This is a genomic window from Vibrio sp. 10N.222.47.A9 (assembly GCF_963872585.1).
GTDB classification, from domain to species: Bacteria; Pseudomonadota; Gammaproteobacteria; order Enterobacterales; family Vibrionaceae; genus Vibrio; species Vibrio splendidus.
On the sequence record NZ_CAWNBB010000014.1, the window covers coordinates 1 to 290 of the forward strand.

A 290-nucleotide genomic window follows, 5' to 3' on the forward strand; every position below is an offset into this window, starting at 1 on the left:
CTTGTGAGCCAGTAGTACCTTGTAAGCCTTGTGAGCCAGTAGTACCTTGTAAGCCTTGTGAGCCAGTAGTACCTTGTAAGCCTTGTGGCCCGATATCGCCTTTAGGACCTTGTGCGCCAGTCGCACCTAGTAAGCCTTGTGGTCCGGTATCGCCTTTGGCTCCTTGTGTGCCAGTAGTACCTTGTAAGCCTTGTGGCCCGATATCGCCTTTAGGACCTTGTGCGCCAGTCGCACCTAGTAAGCCTTGTGGTCCGGTATCGCCTTTGGCTCCTTGTGCGCCAGTAGTACCT

At 54.1% G+C, this 290-nt stretch carries 1 pseudogene; it reads right to left on the reverse strand.

Annotation, left to right across the window (positions count from 1 at the left end):
• Positions 1-290 (reverse strand): annotated as a pseudogene (locus AACT19_RS02830) (collagen-like protein); the annotation flags it as partial.